The sequence below is a fragment of the Nocardioides sp. genome (assembly GCF_964228225.1).
GTDB lineage: Bacteria > Actinomycetota > Actinomycetes > Propionibacteriales > Nocardioidaceae > Nocardioides.
In genome coordinates this window covers 158441-179069 of the sequence record NZ_CAXQZB010000078.1, presented here as the reverse complement: position 1 = coordinate 179069, position 20629 = coordinate 158441, and the positions used below count along the sequence as shown (strand labels likewise).

Annotated in this window: 18 protein-coding genes; 1 reads left to right on the top strand and 17 read right to left on the bottom strand. The window is 68.8% G+C overall.

Features of this window, described 5'->3' with window-relative positions; translation table 11 throughout:
- Together ACERUJ_RS18590 and ACERUJ_RS18585 are read right to left on the bottom strand one after the other, a co-directional pair.
- Nucleotides 1-141 (bottom strand): acyl-CoA dehydrogenase family protein (locus tag ACERUJ_RS18590; protein WP_370247970.1); only part of this gene is annotated, 141 nt, incomplete at its 3' end.
- Between the two features lies 1 nt (nt 142).
- Nucleotides 143-1717 (bottom strand): long-chain fatty acid--CoA ligase, encoded by a 1575-nt coding sequence (locus ACERUJ_RS18585; RefSeq protein WP_370250412.1) that lies wholly within the window; start codon nt 1715-1717, stop codon nt 143-145.
- A 386-nt stretch (nt 1718-2103) separates the two neighbouring features.
- Here ACERUJ_RS18585 and ACERUJ_RS18580 point away from each other — a divergent pair, with 386 nt between their 5' ends.
- Nucleotides 2104-3351, top strand: coding sequence for an NAD(P)/FAD-dependent oxidoreductase (locus ACERUJ_RS18580; RefSeq protein ID WP_370250411.1), 1248 nt, complete (start codon nt 2104-2106; stop codon nt 3349-3351).
- A gap of 33 nt (nt 3352-3384) precedes the next feature.
- Here the strand turns inward: ACERUJ_RS18580 and ACERUJ_RS18575 are convergent, their stop codons facing one another.
- The 15 genes from ACERUJ_RS18575 to ACERUJ_RS18505 all read right to left on the bottom strand — a co-directional run bounded on the left by ACERUJ_RS18575 (nt 3385) and on the right by ACERUJ_RS18505 (nt 20392).
- A complete protein-coding gene (locus ACERUJ_RS18575) occupies nt 3385-4617 on the bottom strand; it encodes a PucR family transcriptional regulator (RefSeq protein ID WP_370250410.1) in 1233 nt (410 codons plus the stop codon).
- Nucleotides 4618-4722: 105 nt separating this feature from the next.
- Nucleotides 4723-5337: a response regulator gene (locus ACERUJ_RS18570; protein WP_370250409.1), complete on the bottom strand. Its 615-nt coding sequence runs from the start codon at nt 5335-5337 to the stop codon at nt 4723-4725.
- Nucleotides 5334-6581, bottom strand: a complete 1248-nt coding sequence (locus tag ACERUJ_RS18565; protein ID WP_370250408.1) for a sensor histidine kinase — start codon at nt 6579-6581, stop codon at nt 5334-5336. The genes ACERUJ_RS18570 and ACERUJ_RS18565 overlap by 4 nt, the downstream gene beginning before the upstream one ends.
- Nucleotides 6574-6807, bottom strand: coding sequence for a hypothetical protein (locus tag ACERUJ_RS18560; protein WP_370250407.1), 234 nt, complete (start codon nt 6805-6807; stop codon nt 6574-6576). The genes ACERUJ_RS18565 and ACERUJ_RS18560 overlap by 8 nt, the downstream gene beginning before the upstream one ends.
- Entirely contained in the window at nt 6807-7826 is a 1020-nt protein-coding gene (locus tag ACERUJ_RS18555) for a peptidylprolyl isomerase (RefSeq protein ID WP_370250405.1), read from the bottom strand. The genes ACERUJ_RS18560 and ACERUJ_RS18555 overlap by 1 nt, the downstream gene beginning before the upstream one ends.
- Nucleotides 7823-10066 carry an RND transporter gene (locus tag ACERUJ_RS18550; protein WP_370250403.1) on the bottom strand — a complete coding sequence of 748 codons (2244 nt, stop codon included), beginning with the start codon at nt 10064-10066 and terminating at the stop codon, nt 7823-7825. Before ACERUJ_RS18550 ends, ACERUJ_RS18555 begins: the two co-directional genes overlap by 4 nt.
- 53 nt (nt 10067-10119) lie before the next feature.
- Nucleotides 10120-11349, bottom strand: a complete 1230-nt coding sequence (locus tag ACERUJ_RS18545) for an MlaD family protein (RefSeq protein WP_370250419.1) — start codon at nt 11347-11349, stop codon at nt 10120-10122.
- 62 nt (nt 11350-11411) lie between these two features.
- Nucleotides 11412-12671 (bottom strand): MlaD family protein, encoded by a 1260-nt coding sequence (locus tag ACERUJ_RS18540; RefSeq protein WP_370250402.1) that lies wholly within the window; start codon nt 12669-12671, stop codon nt 11412-11414.
- Nucleotides 12668-13960, bottom strand: a complete 1293-nt coding sequence (locus ACERUJ_RS18535) for an MlaD family protein (protein ID WP_370250401.1) — start codon at nt 13958-13960, stop codon at nt 12668-12670. Before ACERUJ_RS18535 ends, ACERUJ_RS18540 begins: the two co-directional genes overlap by 4 nt.
- 1 nt (nt 13961) lies before the next feature.
- A complete protein-coding gene (locus tag ACERUJ_RS18530; protein WP_370250399.1) occupies nt 13962-15218 on the bottom strand; it encodes an MlaD family protein in 1257 nt (418 codons plus the stop codon).
- Complete coding sequence (locus tag ACERUJ_RS18525; RefSeq protein ID WP_370250398.1) at nt 15215-16702, bottom strand: MlaD family protein; 1488 nt, start codon at nt 16700-16702, stop codon at nt 15215-15217. The genes ACERUJ_RS18530 and ACERUJ_RS18525 overlap by 4 nt, the downstream gene beginning before the upstream one ends.
- On the bottom strand, nt 16699-17952 hold the full coding sequence (locus ACERUJ_RS18520; RefSeq protein WP_370250396.1) for an MlaD family protein: 1254 nt from the start codon (nt 17950-17952) through the stop codon (nt 16699-16701). Before ACERUJ_RS18520 ends, ACERUJ_RS18525 begins: the two co-directional genes overlap by 4 nt.
- Nucleotides 17952-18749, bottom strand: coding sequence for an ABC transporter ATP-binding protein (locus tag ACERUJ_RS18515; RefSeq protein WP_370250395.1), 798 nt, complete (start codon nt 18747-18749; stop codon nt 17952-17954). Before ACERUJ_RS18515 ends, ACERUJ_RS18520 begins: the two co-directional genes overlap by 1 nt.
- Nucleotides 18750-18759: 10 nt before the next feature.
- Nucleotides 18760-19641, bottom strand: coding sequence for an ABC transporter permease (locus ACERUJ_RS18510; protein WP_370250392.1), 882 nt, complete (start codon nt 19639-19641; stop codon nt 18760-18762).
- A gap of 7 nt (nt 19642-19648) precedes the next feature.
- On the bottom strand, nt 19649-20392 hold the full coding sequence (locus ACERUJ_RS18505) for an MlaE family ABC transporter permease (RefSeq protein ID WP_370250391.1): 744 nt from the start codon (nt 20390-20392) through the stop codon (nt 19649-19651).
- Nucleotides 20393-20629: the final 237 nt, after the last annotated feature.

Below are 20629 nucleotides of genomic sequence, written 5' to 3'. Positions count from 1 at the left end.
GCCGGCCTCGAGCCAGAACTCCCGCGGGATGGCCTTGTTCGTGGCGTAGTCCTCCACGTGGGGGATCACCGAACGCTCCAGGAACTCACGCACCGAGGACCGGAACGCCTCGTGGTCCTCACCGTAGATCTCACGCTTCATCTCAGAGCAGCTCCCTCTTCAGGATCTTGCCGGTCGCGGTCATGGGGAGCGAGGTGACGATCTCGACGATCCGGGGGTACTTGTAGGCCGCCATCTGCTCCTTGCCCCACGCGATGATCTCCTCCGGCGTCACCGACGCACCGTCAGCGAGGATCACCACGGCCTTGACCTCCTCGCCGTGCGACTCGTGCGGGACGCCGATCACGGCTGCGAGCGAGATCGCGGGGTGGGTGATCAGCACCTCCTCGATCTCACGGGGGTACACGTTGTAGCCACCGCGGATGATCATGTCCTTGGAACGGTCGACGATGTAATACCAGCCGTCGCGGTCCTTGCGCCCCAGATCGCCGGAGCGGAACCAACCGTCCACGATGGCCTCCTCGGTCGCCTCGGGACGGCCGTAGTAGCCCCTCATGATGTTGTGGCCCTTGATCGCGATCTCCCCGACCGGGCTCAGCCCGTCCTCGTCGAACTCCTCGGGGATCTCCGTGTGGTCGGTGGCGAGCAGCTTCATCTCGACACCGGGGATCGGCTTGCCGATCGAACCCACGCGCGGGATCTCGCCGAAGGGGCTGAACGCGGCGACGGGGGAGGTCTCCGAGAGGCCGTACCCCTCGAGGATCGTGACGCCGAAGCGCTTCTCGAACTCCCGATGCACCTCCACGGGCAGCGCCGAGCCGCCGGCGACGGCCACTCGGAGGTTGTCCCTGAGCTCGGCGACGTCGATGGAGTCGTCGAGCGCACCCAACAGACCCCAGTACATCGTGGGGACGCCAGCGAAGAAGGTGACCTTGTTCTGCAGCATCAGACCGAGCGCCGGCTGCGCCTCGAACCGGGGCAGCATCACCACCGTCCCGCCGTAGGCGAACGCGCCGTTCTGGATCACCGTCTGGCCGAAGGAGTGGAAGAGCGGCAGCACGCATAGATACGTGTCCGGCCGCTCCGGGTCGGCGCCGAACAGGTGCACACCCGAGAGCGCGTTGTCGCGCATGTTGCGGTGTCGCAGCTCCGCACCCTTCGGCTGGCCGGTCGTACCGGAGGTGTAGAGGATGACCGCGGTGTCGTCCTCCGACGTCGCGACGGTGTCGAAGGTGGCTGCCTTCCCGGCGAGCGCCTGGCCCAACGTGGTCGCACCCGGGATCGGCGAGGCGGCGTTCGGGTCGGCGGTGATCACGAAGAAGTGCTCGCAGCCCTCGGTCTCCTGGAACCCGGCGAATCCCTCGGTGCCCATCGGAAGCTCAGGAGTGCCCTGGAAGCAGAAGTACGCCTTCGCGTCGCTGTCCGCGAGGTGGTACGCCACCTCGCGGCCCTTGAGCAGCACGTTGAGCGGGACCACGGTCGCACCAGCCTTGAGGATGCCGTAGTAGACGATGGAGAAATACGGCAGGTTCGGACAGGTCAGCGCCACCTTGTCACCGGGCTGGATGCCACGCTCGAGCAGCAGGTTGGCCACTTGGTTGGCGGCTCCGTTGACCTGCGCATACGTCAGGCGGGTGTCTCCGAGGACGAGGGCGACCCGCTCGGGAGATCGTCGGGTGCTGTCCTCGAGCAGCTGGGCGAGGTTCGACTGGCTCATGGGTCCTCCAAGGTCGGGGCGGTTGCGAGGTCGGTGCTCGCTGTCACGTCGCGACAGCCACCCCGATCACTGGGGCACATCATGGGCGCCGCGACCGGGGTGGTTCATGGCTCCTCGGGCCCAAAATTCAGCACATCCTTGGCTAACGCGACAAACAGGTGGGGCGAGGTGTCGGGGAGCCCAAGGACGACCGCGAGCCTTGTCCGGTCGTCCAGAGCGCAGCACGTCAATCCCTGGCACCGTGCGGCTCAGCCACTGCACGAAGGTGCGTCCGCCGGATCGAGATGAGGTCACCCCGCAATGTCAGCCCCATCTGTTGACATGGAAGCGACGCTTGCCGATGCCGCCCAGCACGGTCCGCTCCGGCGACCGACGGGGCCCCGGCGGTGACAGCACCACCGGACCGACTCGTCGTCGCCGGCGCAGGCCTCGCGGGCCTGTGCGCGGTGGAAGGTGCGCGCGCTGGGGGCTTCGAGGGCTCCATCACGCTGATCGGGGCTGAAGACCGACCGCCGTACGACCGCCCCCCTCTGTCCAAGGCGTTCCTGGAGCCAGGGCTGGTGCCCCCCGCCGTCACGACATTCCGCGCAGCGGAGCAGTTGGCCGACGATCTCGGTGTGACCTACCTGCGGGGCCGCCGCGCCGTCGCGCTGCGATTCGCATCACGCCACGTACTCCTCGACTCCGGTGAGGCCCTCTCCTACGACCGACTCATCGTGGCGACCGGAGCACACCCGCTACGGATCGATGGCGACGAGCCCACGGGAGTGGTCACCCTGAGGACTCCTGTCGGCGCCCAGCGCGTACGTGAGGCGCTCGAACGGGGAGCGCGCATCGTCGTCGTCGGCGCCAGCGTCATCGGCTCTGAGATCGCCTCGGCCGCTCGCTCCCGCGGCCTGCCCGTCACGATGGTGTTCGAGGAGCCGGTCCCGATGGGCCGGACGTTCGGCCTGGCGGCGGGACATGTCTGTGCCCTGCTCCACGAGCGTGCCGGAGTGGAGTTGCGTGCGGGCAACCGAGTCGTTTCGCTCGCAACACGAGCGGGACGGGTCACCGGTGTCGTTCTCAGCGAGGGGGGCACCATCGATGCCGATCTGGTCGTCGTGGAACTCGGAACCGCGCCATCGACGGCCTGGCTCGAAGGGTCCGGGCTCATGCTCCACCCTCGTGACCGCGGTGTGGTCTGCGGCCCGGACCTGCGAACGAGCCTTCCCGATGTCTGGGCGTGCGGCGACGTCGCCCACGCACCGTGGGCATCGATCGGTGGCGACCTGCTACGGGTAGAGCAATGGCGCAGCGCCGTCGAACAGGGCTTCGTCGCGGGACGCAACGCGATCGGCCGAGGACTGGTGACCACGTTCACGGGTACTCCGACGCGCACCTCGGGGTGGCACGGGCACCGGATCCGGTTCTCGGGGTCACCGCACTACGACGAGACGGTGAGCATCGGCGCACCCGGGTCGGGGCACGTCATCCTCTACCGCCGAGACGAAACGTTGGGAGGTGTCTTCAGCGTCGACGACGTCCCCAACGAGACCGATCTCCACGACCTCGTCGGACATCCCGCCTCATGGTCGAAAGCCATGTCCTCCGTCGGGGAGGGAGCACCCCTCCCCGTCAGCGGCGACCTCTGACGTCAGCGAGCCGGCGCAAGCCGGCGTGCGGGTTCACTGCTGGGCGTGGAAGAGCTCGAAGTGCCGAAGCGCCACTTCCAGGTCGGTTCCGAGCTTCGCGATCGAGCTGCCGAGCATCTCCTCCGCCTGAGCGAGCCGGTAGCGCACCGTGTTGCGGTGCACACAGAGCAGCGCCGCCGCCTCGTCGACGTTCCTTCCCTGCGCCAGGTAGGCGGAGATCGTCTCGCGAAGGCGCTCCGTACTCCCTTCGGTCTCCGCCAGCTGCCCGAGGATGCGATGCATGAAGCGATCCACCCGCCGATCGCAGGGCAGCAGCGAGCTGAGCTCGATCTCCTCGTAGTACGTCACCGTCGGTCGGCCCGGCCCAGACGCTCGGCGCAGTGCGATGTCATGCGTGGACTGGGCATCAGCGTGGGAGGAGATGAATCCAGCCAGGCCGTCCGCTGGAACACCGACAGCGAGATGGACGGGCACGTCGTCATCAGCCGCCGACACCGCATCCGACAGCCGCCGGACATCGAAGTTGCCGGGAAGCCACAGCCAGGCCAAGCCGCGGCCGGGGTGCACGAGCAGATGACGCGAGGCGCCGACCGCATCGACAGCGCGCAGCGCCACCCGCTCGAGTCGCTCTGGTTCGCTCTGAGAGCACGACAGGACGACAGCGACCTGCCGCACGGACAACGGGTAGCCACCCAGCAGCGCTGACACCCTCCGAGGATCGGGCACTTCGCCCGCCAGCACGTCACGCACCGCGGCGAGCTGCCTCAACTCGGGTGAGGCACCCTCCTTCACACGCGTGGCTTGGAAGATGTCGGTCGAGGCCTCGATGGACTCGTCGATCCACGCCCCCGCCCTGCTCCAGAAGTAGATGAGCGCGTCGCTCTGACTGCACACCTCGGGGGAGATCTGATTGACGGCCTGGGTGACGTAGGCCCACACGTTCTGCTGAGCGACTCGATAGATCTTGATGATCACCTCGAGGGGGAGACCGGCGTTCGCCACCTCCGTCGCGAGGAGGTACCCCTCCTCGACGAGCCGGAAGTGGAAGTCCGGGTGGGAGAAGTTCTGGAGGAACGCGAGCCAGTGCTGCTCGACGGCGCCGTGGAGGACCTTCGTCAGCCTGGGACTCCGCGCCAACTCAGGCATCTCCTGAAGGATGGCGTCGGTGGTGTGGTCGGTCCACTCCTGCAACTTGTCCGGACGCGTCTCCGTCAGCAAGAACCCGGTCATCCAGTTGGACAGGCCCTCCGGCCGCTGCGTCTGCACCTTGACCCCCTTTCCCCCTGCACACGGTTAACGATTCAGATTACGTGATCCCCAGGTGCATGACGAGGACACCACAGCGCCTGGGTGCCGCTGGTCGCGACCTCATCAGATCAGTCGTGCCGCCATCGCTCGCGCCACGGTCTCAGCGCGGCTGGTGGCCCCGAGTTTGCGCATCGTGACGGTCACGTAGTCCTTGACCGTGTGCGGCGACAGGGCCATCTCCCGCGCGATCTGCTGGTTGGTCAGACCGGCCGCGATGTGTTTCAGCACGGTCCGCTCACGATCGTTCAGGAGCCCTGCCGCTGGTGTCGCCGGGGCCACCACCTGCTGTGCCACGCGCCCGTCGAGGACCAGGTCACCACGAGCCACCGCGGCCAGTCGCTCGACCAGCGCCTCCGGCTGCGCGTCCTTGATGACGAAGCCCGTGGCGCCGGCACGCACTGCTTCCGCAGCCTTCGCGCCGTCCTCGCTACTGGTCAACACCGCGATCCGGGTCAAGGGGAGAAGCACCCTGACCTCGCGCGCGACGTCGATCCCGGAGCGCCCTTCGGCCAGACGAAGATCGAGGATGCAGAGATCTGGCGCCGCATGGTGAACAGCGACGAGGAAGCGATCAGGGTCGTGGTCGGACAGGACGACCCTGAAGCCCGAGCGCTCGAGCAGGCGACCCAGGCCCTCGAGCACGATGCCGTGGTCGTCAAGCAGCGCCACCGTCGTCATTCCATCACCTCGACCGAGAGCGTCAGCTGAAGGCCGCCCAGTCGCTCCGACTGCGAGATCCAGATCCGTCCACCGACAGAGTCGACGTCGCTCTGGAGACTCCGCAGCCCGAAACTCGACTGTTCGGACGTGATCCCACGTCGGATCAGATGAGCGCGGCCCTGCCCATCGTCGTGCACCTCGACGACCCAGTGGTGATCGCTGCGTCGCAGGATCACGGACACCTGGGTCGCACCGGCATGCTTGGCGATGTTCACCAGAGCCTCTCGCACGGCGCGCCGCATGACGCGTTGACGCGCGGCCGTGGGAGGACCCCCGCGACCCGCGATCTCGAAGTCCGCGGCCAGGCCCATCTCCGCATTCGCCTCCTCGACGGTCCGTCGCAACAGCTCCTCGAATCGGGGCGCCTGATCGCTGTCCACGGTCCGCACCTCAGGCTCGACCAACTGAGTGAGGGCCCGCCGCAACTGACTGCCCGCGGCATCGACGTCCCGCCGAGCCCGATCGAGCAGGTCATCGGCAGCTGCCGGAAGTCCGGGCAGTTCCTTCAGCTCCTTCAGCGTGAGGGACAGCGTGAACATCCGCTGGGTGACGCCGTCGTGGAGGTCACTGGCGAGACGACTCCGCTCGACCATGGCCACCAGACTGGCACGGTCCTGGAGGAGGGTGGCGTTCTGTACCGCCAGGGTCGCGATCTCACCGAACTCGGCGAGCACGTCGAGCTCTTGCGGTTGAGGTTCGAAGTCGAGTCCGTCACGGTCGAGAAACATGAGCCCGAGCGGTCCGAGCTGTCCGTCGATGAGCGGGATCAGCACCAACGTCCCAGCGACGCCGAACAGGTCGACGTAGCGCGACGGGATGGCAGCCTCGAGATCGGTCTGCCGGAGCACGTGCGGTCCTGGGGTGCACATCAGGGAGTGGAGGACAGGGACCTCGGCCAACAGCTCGGCCACCTGGAGGACGTCCTCGTGCTTGATGCCGAACCCCACCTGCCCCAGCATCTGACCTCCGGCCCCCGCTGTGACGGAGGTGATGAGACAGCGCTCGTAGCCCACGTGTGCGCACAACGTAGTGACGATTCGCTCGAGGACCGCTGAGGGCGCCGCGCCGGCGAAGAGCAGTTGGGCCACCTCGAACAAGACCTGCCGGACATCGGCCGTCCCCGGGATGCCCCCGAGGGGCAGTCCGGACGATCCGACACCACCACTCCTGGTCGCGTGGCGCCCGCCGTTGAACTCACCCACGGAACACGACCACCATGGCAGCACCGAGGCCGCCGACCAGCATGAACACGCCCGCGACGGCCAGTGCCAACGAGCCTCTCATGAGTCCGGCACGCCGATGCGCCCGCAGGTCCGGTGCGCCCTGCGAGCCGACCAGGAGGTCCGCGTGACGCCGACCCCACCAGCCGCCGACCAGGAGGAGGGCACCGAGGAGCGGAACACCAACCACGGTGAGCACCGCGTCCATCATCGGTCACCCTGCTTCGGCGCGACGGGATCGGTCACGCTCCCGGGAAGGTCGAATGGGTCTTCGGGGCGGAAGTCCTCGGCGTACTCGAGGTCAGCGGACCGGAGCAGGTCCCGGAGGTAGTCCTGCCATGCTCCGAGTGCCCGCTCGGCACGCAGCGCCTCCGCAAGCCGTCCCCGTACCTCGTCGAGGGTTCGGAGGCGGCCGGGCCGGACCTGCGTGACGATGCCGACGTAGAAGTAGTCCGCATCGGCCGACTTCACCGGCCCGAAGACCACCCCGGGGCGCGCCGCGAACGCAGCGTCACCGAAGGGTCGCTGAAGATCCTCACGAGCGACGAACCCGAGCGACCCGCCGGAGGCGGCCGTCGCCTCGTCGAGGGAGACACGGCGTGCGGTCGCGGCGAAATTGCTCGCGTCGAGCTGTGAGACGAGCAGTGCGGCGCGACGCTGCCCCGGGACGGCGATCTGGGAGATCCTTCTGAGAGGCGGTACGGCGAAGCCGTCGGGGTCCTCCCGGTAGGTGGCCTCGACCTCGTCCGCGGAGACGACGACGTCGTCGGTGACGTCGGCGAAGAGCCGTTCCACAACCAGCTGACGCCGAAGCTCGGAGGCGACGGCTGCCTCGGTGACGCCCTCGGTCGCGAGTGCCTCGACGAACTCGGATCGCCCACCGGGGTAGTTGTCCGTGACGAACCTCTGCATCGCCGCCGTCACCTCCTCGGGGGTGACGTCCACTCCACGCCGGACGGCGGACTCCTCGACGACCAGCGACAGGGCGTACGAGTGGGCGGCCAGGCGGAGTGCTTCGTCGCTTGTCGGTGAGGACAGCCGGGTCCCGTACATGGCGCGCTGCTCGTCGAGGTAGGCGTCGAGATCGGCGCGCACGTAGACCTGGCCGTCGAGTCGGAAGACGGCGTCGTCGGGCAGCCGCTGCTGCCACCAACGCACGCCGATGACGCCCGCGATCACCGTGACCAGCACCAGCCCCACGAGCAGGACGCGGCGGGGGGTGGTCACACGCCCACCACCACGGGATCGTCGCGCACGCGGAGGTCCGGGGCGTCGACGTCGTCCTCCGCGGCCGGGAAGGCACGGGCCACGACACCGGCCGCGAGCCCGCCCCACACCACGGAGAGCGTCAGGACCAGGGCGAAGTTGCGCATAACGTCGAGCTCGGACCCGAGCAGGACGAGGTACCCGACGACGGACGTGGCACCCGCCACGAGCACACTGCGCCAGGGGAACGCGCGGTGCTGCAGCATCACGGTGAACTCGCAGCCACCCGCCGCGGTCAACGACCCCAGAGCACACGTCAGGGGGGTCAAGGAGGTGCCGGAGAGCCGCAGCACGAGCAGGCCGAGTCCGGTGGCAACCGCGGCAGCGAGGAGTGCGGTCGCCGCGTCCCGGCGGTGCCGCCACCCCAGCACGAGCAGGATCATCGTTGCCGGCGCGAGGATACCGATGAGGTTCGCCCCGTAGCGGGAGGCGTCGAGGAGCTCGAACTCACGAGCGGCGACCACGGGGACGCCGGTCACGATCGCCTCGGCCCCTGCGGGCGGCGGCGGGAGGAGTCGCTCCACCGACGCCACCAGCCGCTGCTGCTCCCCGATGTCGCCCGGTACGACGCCGAAGGACACGACCGACGTCGTGCGATCCTCGCTCACGACCGCGCCGAGCAGGTAGGGCGGCAGGATCGTCAGTGCGGACTCGATCTGTCGGGGACTCGGGGCCTCGCCCAGGAAGCCGAGCAGCTGACTGGGGGACAGGACGGGGCGCAGCTCGTCGGCGTGAGCGGCGAGCACGGCCTCTCGCGCCTGCCGCGACCAGTCGAGCGACTCGGCGGTCACTCCCCCGCCCACGAGCAGCACGTCGACCTGGCCTGTGACGCCGAGCGCCTCCTGGGTCGCCGAGGCCTCCGACTCGACCGCGAGACCATCGGCGAGACCGGCCAAGTCAGCATCGAGGGGGATCCCGGGGAGCAGCGCCCACCCGACGCCCGCCAGCAGCACGAGGCCGCCGAGTGCCACGCGGGCACGGCTCGTGCCACGTTCCCCGAGGACCACCGGCGGCGCGTCCACCGCGGCACCAGGCTCGCCCGTCACCGGCGCAGCCACCAGGTGCCGGAGCAGTGCAGCGACCAACCAGGCCATCAGCACACCGACAGCCAGGAGCAGTCCGAGCTGCTGCAGGAACGGGACGGGCGAGATGGCGGTCACGGCGAACCCTGCCGCGGTCGCCACGGCGGTGGCAGTGACACGCCGGGTCGACCCGAACAGGCCGAGGTAGATGGGGACGTCGCTGGCGATCCCGACCAGGGCGGGCAGAACGGCGACCAGAACCAAGGAAGCCGGTTGATCGAGCCACCCCAACAGGGCCAGATCGAAGAGCACCGCGACTCCGGCGGCGACCAACGGGACGACGATGCCGAGCCAGCGCGAACGTCCGCGGAGCCGACGCACACCCCAGGCCAGCAGCAGCCCCGAAGCGACGAACGAGGCCGCCGTCAGGATGACGACCTCCTTCTCTGACTGCTGCACCAGTGCGGCCAGCACCACCGGTGAGCCGCTGAACTCCGCGGTGACGTCACCGAGCTCGGCATCGGCCACCAGCCCCCGGACCGAGGACACCAGCGCCGAGACCTCAGCCTGCTCCAACTCCGGCCGAGGCCGGACGACGATGGCGATCGTCTGCCGGTCCGGGATGACGAAGCGCAGCTGAGGACTGGGCTCCGCACCGTCGAAGGCGACGGCGTCGATGAAGCGCTGGTTTGAAAGCGTGGGCAGCCCCGCGGACATCGCCCGGGTCAACAGCACCCCGTAGCGCAGGTCGAACCGCTGCACCGCCTCCTCGGTCGCACGCGCCACCGCGGCATCAGAAAGCCCGGCCCCACGGGCCTCGCGCTGCGCCTGCGCGGCGATCTCCTGACGCTTGAGGCTGATCCCGCTCAGCACGTTCTGGGCACTGGCCGTGAGCTGGTTGAGCATCGTGCCCGGGCCGTAGACCACCGCGACGTCCGGCAGCCCCGCGATCTCCCCCTCGAGGCCGATCACGGCCGGGAGGAGCTCCTTGGAGACCAAGGAGCTCCCATCCGTACGACGCACCACCACGGTCAACGGGTCGGAGCCGAACTGCTCCTCGTCGACCGCGTAGGCCTTCCGAGCCGGGTCGTCCTCCCCGAGGAAGGTGGCGACCGAGGTGTCGAACTCGAGCCGGGCGAGACCCAACCCGGTGAACGCCCCCAGGATCACCAGGAGCACTCCGGCGACCATCCGAGAGCCGGAGCGTCCTGCTGCCTGATCGGACCGGACCGTCACTCCTCGCGTTCCACCTTCGGGTAGTCCCCGCCGAAGCGGACGTCGGGATCGCCGAGCGTACCCGGTGCCGGGTACGGGTTCTGACCGACACCGCCGATACCGGTGGTGGGGATCGGGTTTCCGACCAGGCTCGTGGAGTTGAGGACCGCGAACACTCGTACGAAGCGGCTGGTCTCGTCCTTCAGACCGAAGACGGACGAGTCGTTGGCGAAGAAGGAGGCGAGGTCGCGACCGTACGGGCTGAGGTAGCCGATCATCGGATTGAGATCGGTGAGGGCGTCGGACACGTTCGGGATCAGCGGCTCCAACTCCGAGTCCAGCGCCGGGATCCGGTCGAGCGTGGCGGGCGCCTTCGTCAGGACGGTGCTCACGACGGGGAACGTGTCGCGCAGCTCGGCAGTCGTCTGGGGGAGCCGGGCGAGGACGTCGTTGAGTCCCGGAGCGGCCGTCTCCAGCGAGGAGGCCAGTGGCCCGAGGTCGGAGGCGAGCGTCTGCAGTGCCGGCGCGGCTTCGGACGCGCTGTCCAGGACGCCGGGCAGGAGGCGCACCGTGTCCTCGAGCGACGACCGCTGGCGCGCCGTGGCGAGCATGTTCCGCTGGGCCATCGTCACGAGGTGGGCGACCTGGCCCTGGCGCTCGTCGAACGCGGCGAGCACCCGCGCACTGGTGCGGCTCAGGCGGACGAGATCAGCCTGCTGCTCTGCGAGTGCGCTCAGGGCGTCGTGGCCCTCCTCGCCCAGGACACCGGCTCCGGCGAGCAGGACGTGGATGTCGATCGCGCGATCATCCGTGGCGCGCCCGGCCCCCCGGACCAGGCTGCCGAGGGATTCACGCGCCTTCGGCGTCAGCTCGGCCAGCACCTGGTCGAGGTGGACCGACGACGAGTTCGCCGACAACGGCAGCACGGCGTCGTCCGCCAGTTCGCCGCCGGTGCCGTCGGTGAGGTCGACGTACGTCTCCTCCACGAGGGTCTTGCTCCGCAGCGCGAATGTCGCACCCTCGTGGAGCGGCACGACCTCGTCGTCCAGCGCGATCACCGCCGTCGCGTTCTCCCCACGGCCGTCGACGGCGAGGACGCTGCCCACCTTGACACCCGCCATGGTGACGTCGGAGTTCTCGACGAGGTTCTGCAGGTCCTGCGACTGGAGCGTCACCTGGTAGTCGCTGCCGCCGACCGGGAGCCGACCTCCTGAGTTGGACCACAGGAAGAGGAAGACGATGGCCATCGCGATCGAGAAGGCGATGATCGTGCCGAGCCGCCACTTGGGCAGCGCACTTCGACGGATTCTCACTGTCCGTTACCTCCATCGGTCAACTGCAGGAGCGACTGGGGCGACTGAACGAGCTCGGCTCGGAAGATGCCGCCGTTCCCATCGCGCAGCGAGCCCACACTGGTGGTGTTCGCGAGGAAGTCCTGGAGATATCCCAACCGGCCGTCGCCCCGGTAGTCGAGACGGTCGATCATGCGAGCCGTGATCGAGTCGAGACGCCCGGTGAACGGGAGGAGGGACGCCAGGCTCCGGTTGCCCGCGGCGGCGAGCGGGCGCAGGTCGCGCACCAACGGCCGGGCATCCTCGACGAGCGGGCCGGCGACGCTGCTGAGGTCCGCGAGGTCGGTCAGCGTCTGACGCAGGCGCGTCAGCGCCCCCGGCAGCTCACCGCTCGCGCGGCGCACGCTCTGCAAGGTCGGCACGAGCTCGTCGGACAACGTCGAGATCCTCGACGTCGCGTCACGCAGGCTCGCTTCGAAATCGGGAAGCGCCGCCAGTGACCCGTCGAGCTGCTCGTTCTTGGCGTCGAGTGCGGCCAACGTCTCCTGGGCATCGACGGCAAGCGCGGCCAGGCGATCGTCATCGTGACCGACCGCCTGAGCCACCACGCCTAGCGAGGTGACCAATTCGGCCAGGGCTGCGCGTCGCGAGTCCAGGGCGTCGGACACGGCCTGGAGTCGCTCCAGGGTGTCACCCGTGGCATCCAGGCCCGGCGCGAGGGACACCTCCGAGGACGCCAGGGCCTGGTCGGACTGGGACAGCAGCGTGGTGATCGCGGACCGCGTGGTGCCGTCCAGGTTCTGCAGCACTTCGTCGGCCTGCACCGGCGCCGCGGTCTGCGTCGAGGCGACCACGCCGTCCTCCGGCAGAGGTCCGGCTTCCGGTGTCCCCGGGTACAGCTCGACGTAGATCTCGTTCAACGGACTCTTGGGCCGCAGGACGAGCTGGGCGTCGCGGTAGACCTCGTAGTCGGGCTTGATCGTCAAGGTCAGCTGCGCCTCGCCGTCCTGGCTGACCGACGCGTGCGTGATCTCTCCCACCGGGACGCCGGCGATCCGGACCTCCTGCCCGTTGCCGGGGCTGATGGCCGGTGCCTCGACGAAACGGGCCTGGAAGGTGAAGTCTTCGGCCCAGGGCCACTGGATGCGCTGCTGCACGAGCAGGAAGCCGGCCACGCCGATCCCAATCGCGATCGTCAGGACCACGGTCACCACGTCACGGCCGAAGCCGGGTGTGCGCCTCAACTGCCCCCAGGCGCGGGAGATCCGGCCCGTCATCGTCCCTCGCTCGAGAACAGGCTCAGGAGTCGGCTGCCCACGTCGGTGGTGGTCCGGGGGATCCCGAACTCGGTGGCGGTGTCGGGGCCCACGCCCGGCTGGAAGTTGATCATGGCTCCGTTGGAATCGGTGGTCATGGAGTTGAGGTTCAGGATCGTGAACATGTAGGCGATCTGCTCGTAGCCCAGCGGCGAGTCCGCACCGCCCACGGGCGAGTTGAGGGTGTCGAGCACGGGCCCGTTGATCCGGGAGATCACCGGCGACTTGACGTCGTTGACGACCGTCTGCAGCTTGCGGGCGCTCGGGTCGAGATCCGCCAGGGCGGGGCTGAGGTCCTTCATCAGGGGCCGCAGGTTGCGCACGACCGGCCGCACCTCGCTCAGATCGCCGGGCGCGGTGCGTAGCAGGGACGTGAGCGCCTCAGCAGAGGGCATCGCGACCTCGCTGGTCTCGATGACCTCCGCAAGGACCGAGTCGAGGCGCTCGAGACCGCTGCGCGAGCTGCGGAGCGTCTGCGGTGCCCGGTCGACGGCGGAGCGGATGTCGGCGGAGCGGTCGGCGAAGGTAGACGCCACGGTCGCGAGTCCCTCGATGTCCGCGGCGAGGGCCTCCCGGTCCTCGGTGAGCTGCCGCGCCACGGAGTCCAGACCGCTGATCGCGTCGGTGAGGTCCTGCGCCGGACGGGTGCCGGCGACGGCGCGCAGCAGGAGCGCGGAACTTCGCAGCGCCGGGGGCGTCGTGCGGACGAACCGTCGCAGCGCCGGGGTCGCGGGGCCGGAGAAGATGTCGTCGACGAGGGCGATGTCCTGGCGGACCGCGTCGCGAGCGGGCCGGGTCAGCATCCCGACCGTCGCGTCGAGCTCGACCGGCACAGTCGTCCGCGTCGCGGGAATCGGGCCCTGCGCCGCGACGCCGCGGTCGCCTCCCGGCTTGAGGTCGATGTAGTAGTTGCCACCGAGGATGGTCGTCGGCCGGATCGCCGCGGAGGGCTCGCTCCCCAGCAGCTCGCGGATCCCCTCGTCGACCTTGAGGGTCACGCGGGATCCGTCACCCGCAGCCTCGACGTCGGTGACGACGCCGATCGGAACGCCGGCGACCTTCACCCGGGTCACGTTGGGCCGCACCTTGTAGTCGCGGGAGAACTCGACGGTGACCGTCTCCCCCGCACGCAGCGCAACGCCGATCTGGGTCTTGAGGAAGAGGAGCGTGCCGATCACCAGGGCGAGAGCCACGGCGATGGCCCCCACCTGCGTCGTGCTCAGGCGTCGCAATCTGGCCGGGATCTGCATCTCAGCGTCCTCCCTCGTTGTAGGCCTCGCGCGGGCCGGGATACGGGTTGTTCGGGGTGAGCGGCGACGGCCCGGGGATGGTGCCGGCGATCGCCGACGGTCCGGTGACGAGGTCCAAGCGCAGGTAGTGGTCGCCGTTCGGAAGGCTCTGCGACAGGGCGTCGGCGAACCACTCGAAGAACAGACCGGCGTTGGTGCCGTAGTCGCCGATACCCGCGGTGAAGGGCCTGGCACGATCGAAGGTCGAGGAGAGCTGGACCGAGAGCGGCCGCAGGTCCGACGCCGTCCCCGTCAGGGACGTGACCGCCGGGAGGGCCGACTCGGCCACGGGCGGCACCTGGTCCAGGGTGGTCGTGCCGCTGACGAGTGCCTGGCGCAAGGACGAGGTCTGGCGTCCGAGGTCGTCGAGCCCCGGGCGCAGCGCCCTCACCGCGGACGTCGCGGACTCGACGGGCTGCTGGAGCGCGTCGAGAGCGCTGCGTGCGTCGCTCAGGGTCGACGGTGCCGCACGCAGCGTGCGGCGCAGCGGGTCGGTGTCGTCGACAGCGAACGCATCGAGGACGGCGTTGCTCGACTCGATGAGCGTGGCGAGTTCGGTGCTGCTGGCGCGCAGGTGCTCCGAGAGCGTCGCCGCTGCCTGCAGCGTCGTCGCGAGGTCCGCGTCGTCGGAGCTGAGGGCGTCCGAGACCTCCGCGAGGTCTGCCAAGGTGTCGGGGGCCGTGCTGAGGAAGGAGTTCAGATCCTGTCCATGGCGTGCTGCCCCGAGTCCGGCCTCGCGCGCCGCGGCTGCGCCGGCAGCGCGGGTGCGCTCGTCGAAGACGTCGAGGAGGCTGTCCAGCTGGACCTGGCTGCGAGTCTGGCTCAGGCCGAGGACGTCATTGCCCAGGTCACCCGCCGACTCGCTGCCCGGCTGCAGGTCGACGTACGCCTGCCCGAGGGCGGAACGGGCGCGGATCGTGGCCGTCGCATCCCGGTGGAGTGTCATGTCCGCAGGCAGCTGGAGGCGGACGATGGCGTGTTCGTCGCCGACCTCGATCGCGGAGACCTGACCCTCCCGCACGCTGCGGAGGCGGACGTCGTCACCGACACGCAGGGACCCGACGTCCTCGAAGGCGACCTCGGCGTAGGTGTAGCTCTTGCCCGGCACGCCCTTCTGGACGGTGAACGCCACGAGGAGCGAGATCACGAAGAACACCATCAGGCCGGCACCGGCCAGGACGGTGGGCTGTCGCCATCCAGAACGCGAGGAGCCACTCACGAGGCACCTCCGGTCAACATCGAGAACAACGCTTCCTCCTGCGAGATCGAGAGCCCCGTGGCACTGTCCTGGGCGTCGGCGGCACGCCAGTTGAACAGGCCGCCGAGGCCGCCTGAGGTGCCACTGCCGCCGAGGCCTCCCTTGCCGCCGCCGAGCCCGGGCAGGCTTCCGAGGACGTCAGGGACCGACGGGACCGCGTCCAGCAGCCCCGGGAGGACCGGCACGTCGAGGTCGCCGAGTGCTCCTGGCTGCAGGGGGTCGACGGGCAGGGTGCCGGTGGGGTCGAGCGAGGTGACCGTGTCGGGGTGGTTGATGAGCTGGACACGGAAGTAGTGGGACAGACCGTCCTCGCCGTTCGTCGTCAGCGACCAGTAGGTGATGAAGTCCAGCAGGCCGTCGAGCCGGTCGGTCAGGTCGAGCAGGAACCGGGAGCCGTTGGCGGCGTTCGCGAACATCGCGTCGCTGCTGCCAGCGAGCTGGGACACCAGCGGCGTCGCCTGGTCCACGAGCTTCCTGGCCTCGACGAGCACCGGACGGATGCTCTCGATGGCGGGCTGGGCCGCAGTCGCGAACGCACCTGCTTCGTCGGCCACCTGCTCGAGCTGGGAGGTGAACGGCTGTACCGAGCGGAGTGCGGGGATGGTCTCGTCCGACAGAGTCGAGAGCCGGTCCAGCGTGCCTTCCGCGGTGCGCAGGGTCGCCGGCAGCTCCTCGAGTGTCGCCTCCAGCGCGGAACGCTCGTCCGCGGTCGCGTTGAGGAGCTCAGCGGCCGAGTCGAACAGCGCGTCGGTGGTGCCGCCCTGGTTCACCGCGAGTGCGGCGGCGACCGGGGAGAACGAGTCCACCAGCTGCTGCAAGGTGCTGGTCTGGTCCTCCAGGACCGCGACCAGCTTGTCCGCCTGCTCCATGGAGGGCGCGAGGCTCGCGATCGCGTCGGAGGTGTTCTCGCCGTTGCCGGCCAGACCCTGACCGAGGGTGGTCAGGAGCATGGAGAGCGCCTCACCCGTGGGCTCGTCCACCGCGTCCAGGACCTCGTCGAGATCCACCGCGCGCGACACCTGCTCGGCAGGGAGTGTGTCGCCGTCGTCCACCACAGGCGCGCCGGGGCTCCCCGGCGTGAGTTCGATGTACCGCTCGCCCAGGAGGCTGACCGGTCGGATGCGCAGCGTCGCGTCCTGGTGGATCGGGGTCTGCGTCGTCGTGAGCGCGAGCGTGAGACGAGCCCGTGCGTTGTCGACGACCTCGAGGTCGTCGATGACCCCGATCTTCACCCCGTACATCCGCACGTCGTTGCCGACGATCAGGGCGCCGGCGTCGGTCGTCTCAGCGAAGAGCGTCAGCTCCTCGCCGGAGCCGCCGAAGTCATCGGCTGCCGAGGATGCAGCGGTAGCGACGAGCGCTCCGACGGTGACGCCCACCACGCCGAGCGCGGCGCGACGTCGGGCACGCAGGAAGTGCACGGCACCTTGCTTCCTTCTCTTCATCGGATGCGACCTCCGGTGGCGTCCGTCCAGCCCTGACCCACGTTGCTGCCGGGGAGGGGAGTTTCATCCTGCGTCACGCCGGGAGGCGGTGAATTGAGCAGGTCGATCGGGGTCGTGGTGCCTTCCTGCACCTTGATGCGGGCGACGTGGTAGTCACCGAGGTATTGCTGTCCGGCGGAGGCCCAGTTGGTGAAGAAGCCCGTGATCTCCGGCGTGTAGGGACGCAGGAAAGCCAGCGTGGGCAACACACCCCCGGCCGCATCGTTCACCTGAGGCAGGAGCTGGGTCGAACTGCGAAGCAACTCGGGAGAGATCCCGAGGAGCGAGGAGAGGCGCTGCATCGCGACCCGTGTATCGGCCAGGGCCGGGTTGAGGTCGGCGAGGAGAGGCAACGCCTCACGGGGGAAGGCGGGCAGCTCGTCCGCTGAACGCGTGAGCTCACCGAGCAACGGGCTCACGGCACCCACCGCCGGCGGCACGCTGCCCAGCGTGTCCTGGGCCTGCCGGAGGGTCGAGGGCAGCTCGGCGAGCGCCTCGGAGATGGTGTCGTCCTCGGTGGCGAGCGCCGACTGCTGCGCGTCCAGGTCCCGGATGATCGAACGGATCTCCTCGGAGTTGCCGTCGAGGACCGCCATGAGGTCCGCGGACCGTGTCACGACGTTGCGGATCGCCGGGCCGTCGGCTCCGACACCACCGAGCACCGCGGAGAGTGCCTTCACGGCGGGCCCGAGCCTCTCGAGCGTCGCGTTGACGTCGTCTCCCCGGTTCTTCAGGACGCTGTCGAGCGAGACGATCGTCGACTCGAGTCGCGCGCGGGTCGGCGCGTCGAGCGCGGCGAGGACCTGGTCGATCTCCACTCGGTCGTCGCCGCGGACCATCGCACCGTCAGGCAGCGGGCGACCAGAGGTGGGACCCGGCGTGATCTGGACGACCCGCTCGCCGAGCACCGCCTTCCACTCGATGCTCGCGGTCGAGCCCTCCGGTACGTCGTCGAACTCCGGCTCCAGCGTCACGGTCATGACCGCCTGTCCGTCACGCACGTCGAGATCGGTCACTTGGCCGGCATCGAAGCCGTCCACCTGGACCTTGAGTCCCTTCACCACGGCCGGGGCCGAGGGGAAGACCAACTGGAGCTGGTAGCCGTCGCCCCGGGTGAGACGGAGCCCGCCCATCACCGCGAGGCCGAGCACGAGAGCACCGGCTGCGAGGAGCAGCAGGCGCGGCCGGACTGTGTTCGTCGTCGCCGCCATCAGTCCATCCCGAGCGGGCCGGCGGAGTCACCAGCGAGGAACTGGCGCACGAAGGGGTCGGCGGAGTCGAAGGCTTCCTCGGTCGGGCCGTAGTGGATGCGCTTGCCCTGCCACACCAGCCCCACGTAGTCGCTCACCTTGCGAGCGGTGGGGATGTTGTGGGTGACCAGGACGTAGGTGCCGCCGTACTCGGCGTGGACGTCGAGGATCAGGTCGTTGAGGAGCGAGGTGCGAACGGGGTCCAGGCCGGAGTCCGGCTCGTCGAAGAGCACCACGTCGGGGTTGAGCACGAGGGCCCGGGCGAAGCCCGCCCGCTTGCGCATGCCGCCGGACACCTCGCTGGGGTACTTGCTCAACGAGGCCTCCAGGCCGACCTCGCTGAGGCGGCGCAGGACGATGTCACGCACCTCGTCCTCGTCCTTGTCCGTGTGCTTGCGCAGCGGGAAGGCGACGTTGTCGAAGATGTTCATCGACCCGAACAGCGCACCGTCCTGGAACAGCACCCCGTAACGCTGGCGCATCGCGTACTTCTGCTGCCGCGTCATGCTGGACACGGATTTGCCGAAGAAGACGATGTCGCCGGCGTCGGGCTCGAGCAGCGCGACCATGTGCTTGAGCAGCACCGACTTGCCGGTACCGGAGGGGCCGAGCACCGTGGTGATCGAGTTGCGTCGGAAGTCGAGGTCCAGTCCCTGCAGGACCTTGAAGCTGCCGAAGGACTTCTCCAGCCTGCGGACCTCGACAGCGTTGTCACCCTCGGTGGCGACGTCGTCCCGAGAGGGCATGGTGGCGGTCATGTTGTCGTCCTTAATTGCCGATGGGAGCGTTGGGGGACAGCCCCCAGAAGAGCTGGGTGCCGAGCAGGCCGATGATGTGGATCAACACCATGTTGAGGATCATCGAGCGAGCAGTGGCGCGGCCGACGCCGACGGGTCCGCCGGTCGCGTTGTAGCCGAAGAAGCAGCCGACGAAGATGATGACCGTCCCCATCGCCATGATCTTGATGAGTGAGAACAGCAGGTCTCCTGGCGATTGGTAGAGCCAGAAGATGAAGGAGTAGCCACCTGGTGACACCGAGGCGAGCTGGTCGACGACCACGAGCTTCTCGGCGAGGAACATGAGCGCCAGACCGGTGACGTAGAGGAACGGCATCGCGAGCCAGGCCGCGACGATGCGCGAGGCCACGATGTAGCTCATGGAATCGATGCCCATCACCTCGGTGGCGTCGATCTCCTCGGAGATCCGCATCGAGCCGATCTCCGCCACGAGGCCGCAGCCGACCTTGGCGGCGAGGATGTAGCCCCACATGTAGGGCCCCATCTCGCGCAGGCCGCACCAGGCCGTGAAGATGCCCGAATACAGGGGTGCACCGATCTGCTTGAGGGTGTAGCTGCCCTCGATGCCGCACTGGGCCCCGATGACGAACATCATCAGGAAGATGATCAATCCGCTGGACAGGATCAGGATGGCTGCCTGGCGGAAGACCTCGGTGGGGTAGTGACGCAGTCCCGGGATGGCGCGCAGGGCGGCCAGCGAGAAGCGTGCCAACTCACCGAAGGTGGTGAAGGATCCGGTGAGCTGGCGTCGCAGGGACGCGGGCGAGAAGTCGACGTAGTCGTCGTCCTTGACCTGCGCACGGCTCGCGGGTGCAGACATCGGCTCCGAGTTCGTGGGCTCGACCATGGTCATGACGCCATCACCTCGCGACCTGGATGCCGGGGTAGAGCCCGAGCATGATGGTGGTGAAGACGTAGTTGAAGATCCAGATCACCGCGAAGCTGATCACGACCGCCTGGTTGACGGCCCGGCCGACGCCGATCGATCCGCCCTTCGCGTTGAGGCCCTTGAAACAGCAGATGACACCGATCAGGAACCCGAAGATGGTCGTCTTCAGGACACTGCCGATGAGATCGACAGTCGAGGCGTTCGACCAGAAGTTGGTCACGAACGCCGCCGGGGTCGCGTCGAGGATCGGCACCGCGGCGATGAAGCCACCGATCACACCGCAGCAGAGGGCGAAGATGACCAGCAGACCGGTCATGATCGTCAGCGCGATGACGCGGGGGATCACCAGAGCCCGGACCGGATCGATGCCGAGCACCTCGAGCGCGTCGATCTCCTCACGGATGCGGCGGGCGCCGAGGTCGGCGGTGATCGCGGTGCCGACCACGCCGGCGACGATCATGGCGTCGATCCACGGAGCGAACTCCCGGATGCTGGCCATGATGAAGAAGGAGCCGAGCCGCTCGGGGATGCCGAAGAGGCTGTAGAGGTTGCCACCCTGCAGCCCCGGTGCGCCGAGACCGAACGCGATGCAGGAGACCGTCAGAGGGATGATGCACAGCTTGAGGATCGCGAACATCTGCTCGCGCACCTCGCCCCAGTAGCCCCGCGGCTCCCTGACGGCGGAGACGACGACCTCCTTGGCGAGCACCATCATCTCGCCCGTCTCACGCAGGGCTCCGAGGAGTGGGTTGTTGCGGGGCGCACGCTCGCTCGCTGGAGCCGCCTCCACCGGCAGCCCAGGAGTTGTGGGCGCGGACACCACGCCGCTGTCTGCCGTCGCAACCGCACGGTGCTTTGAACGTTCATCCATGCCGACTCACCTCTCTTCTCTGTCACTCGCTCGACTATGTGTAACCGGCGCCACACCCGGCCACGACCCCCACTCACCGCT

Bases quoted from the DNA above. Each gene is read 5' to 3' on its own strand.
- ACERUJ_RS18510 (WP_370250392.1), bottom strand. From the start codon at position 19,641: ATGACCATGGTCGAGCCCACGAACTCGGAGCCGATGTCTGCACCCGCG.
- ACERUJ_RS18520 (WP_370250396.1), bottom strand. From the start codon at position 17,952: ATGGCGGCGACGACGAACACAGTCCGGCCGCGCCTGCTGCTCCTCGCA.
- ACERUJ_RS18570 (WP_370250409.1), bottom strand. From the start codon at position 5,337: ATGACGACGGTGGCGCTGCTTGACGACCACGGCATCGTGCTCGAGGGC.
- ACERUJ_RS18515 (WP_370250395.1), bottom strand. From the start codon at position 18,749: ATGACCGCCACCATGCCCTCTCGGGACGACGTCGCCACCGAGGGTGAC.
- ACERUJ_RS18585 (WP_370250412.1), bottom strand. From the start codon at position 1,717: ATGAGCCAGTCGAACCTCGCCCAGCTGCTCGAGGACAGCACCCGACGA.
- ACERUJ_RS18505 (WP_370250391.1), bottom strand. From the start codon at position 20,392: ATGATGGTGCTCGCCAAGGAGGTCGTCGTCTCCGCCGTCAGGGAGCCG.
- ACERUJ_RS18540 (WP_370250402.1), bottom strand. From the start codon at position 12,671: ATGACGGGCCGGATCTCCCGCGCCTGGGGGCAGTTGAGGCGCACACCC.
- ACERUJ_RS18525 (WP_370250398.1), bottom strand. From the start codon at position 16,702: ATGAAGAGAAGGAAGCAAGGTGCCGTGCACTTCCTGCGTGCCCGACGT.
- ACERUJ_RS18535 (WP_370250401.1), bottom strand. From the start codon at position 13,960: ATGCAGATCCCGGCCAGATTGCGACGCCTGAGCACGACGCAGGTGGGG.
- ACERUJ_RS18560 (WP_370250407.1), bottom strand. From the start codon at position 6,807: ATGGACGCGGTGCTCACCGTGGTTGGTGTTCCGCTCCTCGGTGCCCTC.
- ACERUJ_RS18545 (WP_370250419.1), bottom strand. From the start codon at position 11,349: ATGGCCATCGTCTTCCTCTTCCTGTGGTCCAACTCAGGAGGTCGGCTC.